The sequence below is a fragment of the Streptomyces sp. DH12 genome (assembly GCF_020873895.1).
Classification (GTDB): domain Bacteria; phylum Actinomycetota; class Actinomycetes; order Streptomycetales; family Streptomycetaceae; genus Streptomyces.
Genome location: NZ_JAHWGT010001391.1, coordinates 1 through 417, shown reverse-complemented (window position 1 = coordinate 417; position 417 = coordinate 1). Strand labels below are relative to the sequence as shown.

The window sequence follows — 417 nt, the reverse complement described above, 5'->3', positions numbered from 1 at the left end:
CGCCCTGTCGACGGTGTTCCAGGCGGCGGCGCTGGGTGTGGGCAGACTCGCGCTGGAGCAGCCGCTGACGGCGGCCGAGCTGCTGGACACCCGCGCGGTGGGGAGCCTGGTCTTCCACCGCAGCCCGGACCTGAGAACCTGGCTGGCCTTCGTCGCCCTCGCGGCGGGCCTGTCCCTCTTCCTGACCGCCGCGTCGCCGACGTCGGGACGGTCCACGGCCATACCCGGGCACTGGTGGCCGGCGAGGGCCGCCCTCGCGGCGGCGGTGGTGTCGCTGGTGGCGGCGTCCCGCACGGTGCGGGGCGCGCCGCGCGCCGCACTGCTGGGGCTGGCGTCCGCCATGTCGTTCTCGGCGACGGCCGCGCTGCTCAAGGAGGTCACCGGGCTGATCCCGGACGGCCCGGTGACCTCCTTGAG

General features: G+C 76.0%; 1 pseudogene. It reads left to right on the top strand.

The window, feature by feature from the left end:
• Positions 1-417 (top strand): annotated as a pseudogene (locus LPA54_RS40230) (hypothetical protein); the annotation flags it as partial.